Source organism: Bacteroides sp. RTP31139st1_H2_RTP31139_211217, assembly GCF_040227615.1.
GTDB lineage: Bacteria > Bacteroidota > Bacteroidia > Bacteroidales > Bacteroidaceae > Bacteroides > Bacteroides uniformis.
In genome coordinates this window covers 1-8,443 of the sequence record NZ_JBCNZM010000186.1, presented here as the reverse complement: position 1 = coordinate 8,443, position 8,443 = coordinate 1, and the positions used below count along the sequence as shown (strand labels likewise).

The 8,443-nt window shown below is 45.3% G+C and carries 4 protein-coding genes; 1 reads left to right on the top strand and 3 read right to left on the bottom strand.

Annotation, left to right across the window (positions count from 1 at the left end; genetic code table 11):
* From ABUA47_RS21015 to ABUA47_RS21005, 3 genes are all read right to left on the bottom strand, one after another.
* Window positions 1-983: RagB/SusD family nutrient uptake outer membrane protein (locus ABUA47_RS21015; RefSeq protein WP_349831997.1), on the bottom strand; the 983-nt coding region annotated here is incomplete at its 3' end.
* A gap of 30 nt (window positions 984-1,013) precedes the next feature.
* Window positions 1,014-4,145 carry a SusC/RagA family TonB-linked outer membrane protein gene (locus ABUA47_RS21010; protein WP_005825858.1) on the bottom strand — a complete coding sequence of 1,044 codons (3,132 nt, stop codon included), beginning with the start codon at window positions 4,143-4,145 and terminating at the stop codon, window positions 1,014-1,016.
* 49 nt (window positions 4,146-4,194) lie between these two features.
* The gene (locus ABUA47_RS21005; protein ID WP_005825859.1) at window positions 4,195-5,850 is read right to left on the bottom strand and encodes a carboxylesterase/lipase family protein; all 1,656 of its coding nucleotides are present in this window, start codon (window positions 5,848-5,850) and stop codon (window positions 4,195-4,197) included.
* Window positions 5,851-6,109: 259 nt separating this feature from the next.
* Here ABUA47_RS21005 and ABUA47_RS21000 point away from each other — a divergent pair.
* The coding region (locus tag ABUA47_RS21000) for a two-component regulator propeller domain-containing protein (RefSeq protein ID WP_349831995.1) at window positions 6,110-8,443 on the top strand (2,334 nt) is incomplete at its 3' end.

The window sequence follows — 8,443 nt, the reverse complement described above, 5'->3', positions numbered from 1 at the left end:
TCTACACCCTCTTCCTGAACAAATGCATCATACAACTTTTTCTGAGGAACCATAAATCCCCATCCGGTACCATTAAACTGATTGTTAGAGCCAGACATATCCAACTTATCAGTGCGCCAATGATTCATCACCTCAAAGAAACTGAACTCATCCATGGAATTACTTGCATCAAAAATACGGTTACTTTCGAGCATACTTTCACAATTATACTCAGCCTTGTAGGTCAAGATATCCTCATAATTTCCATCATAAAGTTTATACTTACCGCTAGCTCTAACTTCATTCAAGACAACAGCAGCTTCATGGAATTTTTCTTGCCATAAATAAGCTTTACCCAATATAGCTTGTGCCAACTGCTTGGTAACACGCCATGTCGTTTTATCATCTACACTCTTCTTTTCCTCCAAGAGTCCTGAGTTGATAGCTTCAGTCAGGTCCTGCTCTATCAACGCCCAAATATCAGCCTTAGGCGAACGAGCCAACTGATATTCGGATTTATCAAGCTCATGGTCTACCAATGGTACATCACCCCACATAGAAACTAAATCAAAATAAGCAAAAGCACGGAAAAACTTGGCTTCAGCACAAGCCTTCTTCTTCAAATCAGTATCAGGCTCAACACGTCCCAGAATCACATTCGCCTTATAAATAAGCTGATAGTAGCTTTCCCATACGCCTCCGATAAAACTTTGGTCTGAGCCAAATGAATATTCATTACAGCCTTCCAGCTCTGCATTGTCATTACGACCACCACCACCTGCCCAAACATCGTCCGAAAGGGCATTCTTCATCATCGTATAGTTATAGTATGTACCCTTGAGTTGTATATAAAGCGCATCAGCTGCTGCTTGAGCTTGTTCGTCAGTTTTATAATAAGTGGAAAAGTCCAATACACCTTTTTGAGGTATATCCAATTTGTCTTCACACGAAGTGCCAGCCAATATAAGGAGCGCTCCGAGCATTAAAGAATATCTTAATTTCATATGTTTTTCATTTTAATAAGTTCATAAAAATCAGAATGTCACACTCAAACCAAGAACAACCTTCTTTGAATTAGGATAACTACCTTTATCCACACCTAATGAATTTCCGACACCGGTAACTTCAGGGTCAAAACCAGGATAGTCTGTAAAAGTAAAGAAGTCCTCAAGTGAGCCATATATACGTAGATTTTCAATTGCTACCTTCTTAATCAGTTGCTTCGGGAAAGAATAACCTAACTGAATCTGTTTAATTTTAAAATAAGAACCGTCAAATACACAACCGGAAGAAGTCAGATACTTGGTATAATCTGTAGCGCCTGATGCAGGAGTCTTCCCATTGCGATTGCTTTCTGTCCAACGGTTTTTTGTAAAATAAGTCAGCTGATTCAAATTGTAATCCACACGGTTCAAGCCACAGAACACATCGTTACCTTGAGAACCCGTACCAAACAAGATAAAATCAAATCCCTTCCAAGCTGCATTCAAGGTAATACCATAAGTATAGTCGGCAATTCCCTTACCAATTTCTGTCTTATCATTATCCGTAATACCTTCTACACCATCAATATCTCTAAAGATTGGCTCACCGGTTTTTGAATCCACACCCATGAAATCATAACCATAAAAATACCACGCGGGCTTACCTACCTCAAAACGGGTAATGGCTCCATAAGTCACATAAGTAGCCCCATCAATACTTGATAAAGACTCATGCATCTTGGTCACTTTATTCTTCAATGTAGCAACGTTGGCACGGACACCATAAGCAAAGTCACCAATACGATCTTGCCATCCCAGTTCCAATTCAAACCCCTTGTTCGTAATATTACCGGCATTAACTGGCGAGAAACTGTTACCTACTACAGTTGAAGCCTTAATGCCCGAAACAATCAGGTCTTTTGTCTTTTTATGGAAATAATCGGCTGTAACAGTCAAACGGCTATTCAAGAAACGGGCATCAATACCTATATTGGTTTGTTCAGAAGTTTCCCATTTAAGTCCGTCATTACCGGTAGCAGAGGGAGCATAACCATTGATGTAAGAGAAATTATTATTATCACCTACAGCCAAATGCCCGGTAGCACCAATTGATACATTCCATTTATAACCGCCCAATGATGCAGTAGAACCATTCTGTCCCCAACTGGCACGGAGCTTTAATTGTGACAGCCAGTCTTCAGTTCCTTTCATAAAATTTTCCTCCGAAAGAACCCAACCCAAAGAAACTGCCGGGAAATAGCCCCAACGTTTGTTCTTTGGCAACACAGAGAGGTCAGCAGCATCGGCACGCAGTGAGAACTGAGCCATGTACTTTCCGGCATAGTCATAATTCAAACGTCCGAAGTAAGATAATTTACGAGTATAGGTAGGCTCACCACCACTTACATCCTTTACAGCATCAGATGTAGCATAGGCAAAGTAGAAGAAATTAGGATCATTCTGCAAGAAACCCAAATGCGAAACTCTGTTAATCACATTTCCCCACATATCTGTAGTATCTTCATTATATCCCTTCTTACTTCCGCTAACGCCATAAGAACGGCTCTGACTATAAGAAGTTCCCAACATCAATGTTGCGTTGTGTTTGCCAAAAGAACGGGTGTAGTTCAAAAAGTTCTCCCACTGATAATAGGTTGGGCTATAATCCGAAGCCGAAACCTCCACCCAATCACGTTTAGCCTTGTCAGTATAGTAATAAGATTGCCCCACGCCATAAGAGGAAGTTGAAGCCAAACGATAAGAAAGACGAGAAGTAACGGTAAGCCCCTTGATAGGCATAAAATTCAAATAAGTAGAACCATTGATATTAAAGCCTCTGTTCTTGGTATAAGAGTTGTCACGCATGGCAAAAGGATTGATAGCTTCGGCATTGCCAGTGAAAGCTGATACACCATAAAGGTTGCCGTTTCCATCGCCCAACATATTCTTATGATCCTTATAGATGGTAGCCATATTCAACGGCAAGTCATCAATAGGATAAAGAGGCTTGGTCAGAGGGTCTAATTGTAATACAGAAAGCATCATGCTACCATACTCATTGCCCTCGGCTACGGACTGAGTTTTGTAGTGCTCAATCTGATTATTGGTACCTACCTCCAGCCAAGGTTTGATTTTCCAGCTGGCATTTACCATTCCCGTGAGTCGTTCATAAGTATCGGCATTGCCGACAATCATACCGTCGTTATCAAGGTGGGACAATGACAGATAGAAAGAACCTCTGTCGCTACCACCTTGGAAAGTCACATTATGACGTACCATCGAACTGTTTTCAAAAGCCTCATCGACCCAATCCGTATCGGTTTTTCCATCCCAATAGGTATCAAAAGCACTCTGGGTAAGCTTCTTGTTTTCCAAGAAGAATTCCTTATACTGCGCAGCATTCATTACTTCGGGTACTTTACCCAAACTCTGTGAAGTATATTGAAAATCGTATGTGATTTTACCGTTTCCTTTTCCTTTCTTTGTAGTAATCAATACTACACCGTTACCGGCAGCAGCGCCATAGATAGCTGCAGAAGCACCATCCTTCAAAACTTCCATAGACTCAATGTCATTAGGGTCAATACCACCAATATCGCTGGCAATACGTCCATCCACTACATACAGCGGATCGCAAGAGCCGTTAGAACTTATTCCACGGATACGCACCTGTGGAGAAGCACCCGGTTTAGCAGATGCACTGAGCACTTGCACACCAGCAGTTTTACCCTGCAATGCCTGCTCAGCACGGGTAATGGTACGTGCTTCCATATCTTCTGATTTTACCGAAGATACGGCACCGGTCAGTGAACTTTTCTTCTGCACGCCATAACCTACCACCACCACTTCATCCAGCGTTTTAGTGTCTTCTTTCAATATCACATTCATTACTCCTGCCACTGCTTTCTTTTCTTGTGTCAGGTAGCCGATGTAGGAATAGACAATCGTCGCTCCTTCTTTCACAGACAAAGAGTAGTTGCCGTCCATATCCGTAATGACACCGTTGGTAGTGCCTTTCTCAAAGATACTCACGCCAATCATCGGTTCATTCAGGTCGTCAGTAACCCTACCGTTCACCTTTATAGTCTGGGCTTGTGCCAGACTGAAAGGAAGACAGATCAATAGGAAGAGTGCCATAGCTGCAAGTCTCTTCCGAGCTGTTTGCTTCAGATTTTGTTTCATTTGATTAAATTAGATTTATGTTAATAATAAAAGGTTTCTTAAGAAAGTGTCAGAACCCACGTGTAGGAAATGCCATCACTACCTCCAGCAGTTCCTTGTCATGGTTATACTTCACTTGGCAATCGTTATTGAAAATCATCGTTGCTCCCTTTTCTGCGGTATAAGGTTCCCACTCGGGTAACCCTTCGGCATTGGGATTGCCCGTACGGGCAAAGTTCAACCACGCGCTGCTCATCTTTTCGCCCAAAGCTTGTGCTTCAGCGCCACCCCCGGTCATGGAAGCGTGGCGCACTACATTGTTGAAGGCAAAGGGAATGTCCATGCAGTGCGTGCTGCGAAACATGCCGTCAAGTACGGGCGATTCCCACGCGAACATGTACATATAGACCGGAGCACCCTGCTGCGCAGCTTTCAGTTTAGCCTGCTCCACAGCACCGGGACGGAACACGAAGTCCACATCCACCAAATCTTTAGGCTGATAGCCGGGGTAGGCTTTCTCGAAAGCGGTAAGGAACTCGTCCGTACGTTCGCCGTATTTCTTTTGCAGGAATTCCACCGCTTTTTCTTTGGTAATGGTACGAAAAGCGGGGACATAAGTACTCATGGTAAATTCGTGCAGAGTAGTGCCAATCATTACCGGAATGCCCTTGCTTTGTGCTGGAGCTTGAGGGTCGAAAGGCTGTACGGGCAGTACATCGCCGTCCACCGTAGGCGCCCAGCCAAAAATGAAGGAAGACACCCCCTCCTTCTCTGCCTCTGCACGCACTTTGGCTATCGCCTTGTCACCGGCGGCAAGCACCTTGTCATACGGCATCTTGCAGAGTTCGTCTATCTGCGAAGCCTTCAGACCAAGTTCTTCCATCACGGCACTGCCAATGCGACGAGAATACTTTTGCTCCATCGTGCGAAGCATAGATCCGCTTTGTACAATGGCTTTATGGAACAAGCCTCTCGCCGATGGCGTGGCAAGTAGCGTAGAGACCTTGCCTCCTCCACCGGATTGACCGAAAATGGTAACATTCCGAGCATCTCCACCGAAGGATTCTATATTCTTATTCACCCATTGCAGTGCCGCCACCAGATCAAGCAGTCCGGCATTGCCCGATTTTGCATATTTATCGCCATAGGCGGAAAGGTCGAGAAAACCCAGGACGTTGAGACGATGATTCAGCGTCACAACCACTGCATCCCCTTTCTTTGCCAGATTTGTTCCGTCATACGAGGGAAGCTCCTGACCACTGCCGGCGGAATAACCTCCACCATGCAGCCACACCATGACGGGGCGTTTCTTCCCGTCTTTCAGTCCCGGTGTCCAGATATTCACCCGCAGACAATTCTCGTCAGGATAACCGTCATCCCAGTTGAAGGCAAACGCCTGCTCGTCGCTGTACCATCCCATGCGCTTGCCTTGCGGACAAGTAGGGCCATAGGCACGGCTGCTGCGGACGCCTTCCCATTTATCAGCGGCCACGGGCGGCATAAAACGTTCGGCTTTGGCATATGGGATACCTTTATATATATAGATACCATTTTCCACATATCCGGCTACTTTTCCTGATTCGGTCTCGGCAATGGCGGTTGCCGAAGAAGCCGTAATCTCCCCCTCCTGCCCACAAGCAGATGCTTTCTCTATTTTAGCTGTCCCTCCGCACGAGGAAAGTAGGATGGCGGAGAATGCTAACACTGACAAGAATTGCTTTTTCATATTATGTATTAGTTTTATGTTTTTATGATTGCAATATTAGCACATTCTCCCCAGAAGGATTTTCTACGTTATCCAAACGGCTTTCCCCGATGTTCAAAACAGCTTTCTCCAATGTTCAAATGTTTGCAGATTTGTTCAAAACATGCTCTCCGGCAGTCTCTCTCTCAATTTTTATGAGTATTTTCGCATCGTAATGCAGAGATTCGTTGAACAAAACAAATGGATGACATGCCAATGCTTTTAGTCTACACTATATATTATGAAATACATTAAATACTTACTTCTATTGTGTTTAATCACCGCGTGCAATCCGTCGGACACAAAGCCCACACCGGAAGGCAGCATCGAAAGCCCCGTCATCACCAATGACCTCTCCAATCAGAAGGTCACCGCCTTTGCCGAAGATGCACAAGGACACATTTGGATAGGAACTTCACGAGGGGTAAACAAATATAATGTACACGAATATCATCAGTATTACTGTACGGATGACTCGCTGGATATACCCGATAATCAAATCAACGACCTCTTCCGTGATTCACAAGGCCGGTTGTGGGTAGTCACCGTAAATGGAACCAGCCTATACACAGACAAAGATAATTTCCAAAATATCCCACTGGACTTCCCCAATAAAAACGGCATCCAAATACTCGAGAACAAAGACGGAAAGATTTTTCTGAACATGATGCACAACCTTGCCGTATATAATCCACAAACACACAAATTTGACGTACCCATCAAGATATTTGACCCAAACTATACCTTCAACAACCGCTGCTTCATAGACCAGAGCAACAAACTGTGGGCAGTGACCCCACTGTCTCTGCGCCGCTACAACTCCTCCACACTAGCGCTGGAAGACTCCATTCCAATGCAAGGCATTTTTCCCACCCACTTCTTCATGCACACCAACGGAATCCTATGGCTGGCGGGAAACCGCCAGATAACATTGTTCGACACACATACGCACAAATTCAAGGAAACACCCCAAGCCCTTCGGAGCCATCCGTTGCTGCTGCATGCCAACGTCAACTACATCCACCCTTACGGCAGCAACAGCCTGCTGCTGAATACCGACCAACAAGGAATGTTTCTCTACAACTACGTGGAAGGATACGTGATACATCAGAGCGAAAACGGTTTTCCCTTCGAAGTGCCTCACTTCAAGATAAGCACCATGTTTACCGACTCACAGAAAAACCTGTGGATAGGCTCTGTAGACCAAGGCTATGTCGTGCGTTACAACTATAAAGAACGTTTCAACACCAATAATCATCTCAGCTCATACCTGAACCGAAAGTCAGTGCTGTCCGTGGCAGTGGACAAGGAGCGAAATCTCTGGATGGCCACCATGATAGACGGGCTGTACGTTTACAACATGGACAGCCACGAAGTGAAAGAAGTGGACTCGGCTGGACTTCCGGGAAAAAGCGCTACCGACAAACCGGACATCACACGCGTATTCGTAGATGATGAGGGCTACATCTGGCTGGCGGCCCTCTATGCGAGCAAGGTGATGAAATGCAGCTATAAAAACGGCATACTGAAGACAGAGTCTATTCATGACATCTTCCTACCACTGTCGTTTGCACAAGATCGTTGTGGAACAATTTGGGTGGGTACATACAGCCCTAAACTTTATGCCAAAAAGCGTAAAGAAAAAGAATTTGTCCAAACAAAAGTATTTTCCTGGACGGGAACCTTCATACCCGGACTCCTTCCACGCAACAACGGAAAGATGTGGACCACTGCCTTCATGAACCCAGTCATGCAAATCAATCCCGACAATTGGGAAAGCGCTGAAGTACCATTCGAGAACACCGACTGGCAAGCTTGTATCCAACGTTCAGTATTCATCCCTACCGACATCTTCGAAGACAGTCGTGGAGATGTATGGATTGGGACCGTCAGCAACGGACTGCTGCACTATTCTGCCGCCACCGGAAAAATCGAGACCATAGAGGGTACACCCTGCCGGGACATCTCTTGCATTGAGGAAGATGCACAAGGCAATATATGGGCAGGCACACAATACGGGCTGGGCAAATATGACCGCACCGTAGGGAAATTTACCAACTACTATGCCGCCGACGGCATAGGCGGCAATCAGTTTTACGACCGTTCTTCATGCCGCCTGCCCGACGGGACACTTGTTTTTGGCGGTACGCACGGGCTGACTTTCTTCAACCCTATGGACGTAAGTACCAAACGGGAAATTCCACTGCTCTTCGAGGATTTGAAGATACACAACCGGTTGGCACGCCCACAAGACAGCGAAAGTATAGACAAGCACCTCTCCTACCGACCGGACATCTGCCTGGACCACAATCAGAATGGTTTCAGCATCTCCTTTGCCGCACTGGACTACTGCGAATATGAACGCGTACATTATTATTACAAGATGGACGGTTTCGACAAATATTGGATTGATGCCCGCAACAACCGCGAGGCCTACTATGCCAATCTGCCTGCCGGTACCTACACCTTCAAAGTTAAAATAACCAATAACGACAAGAGCATTGTAGAAAGGGAGAATTCCATACGCGTCATCGTAAAGCCCGCCCCTTGGCAAACGTGGTGGGCATGGTGTATC

Excerpts from the sequence above, each read along its gene's own strand:
- ABUA47_RS21010 (WP_005825858.1), bottom strand. The coding sequence starts at position 4,145 with ATGAAACAAAATCTGAAGCAAACAGCTCGGAAGAGACTTGCAGCTATG.
- ABUA47_RS21005 (WP_005825859.1), bottom strand. The coding sequence starts at position 5,850 with ATGAAAAAGCAATTCTTGTCAGTGTTAGCATTCTCCGCCATCCTACTT.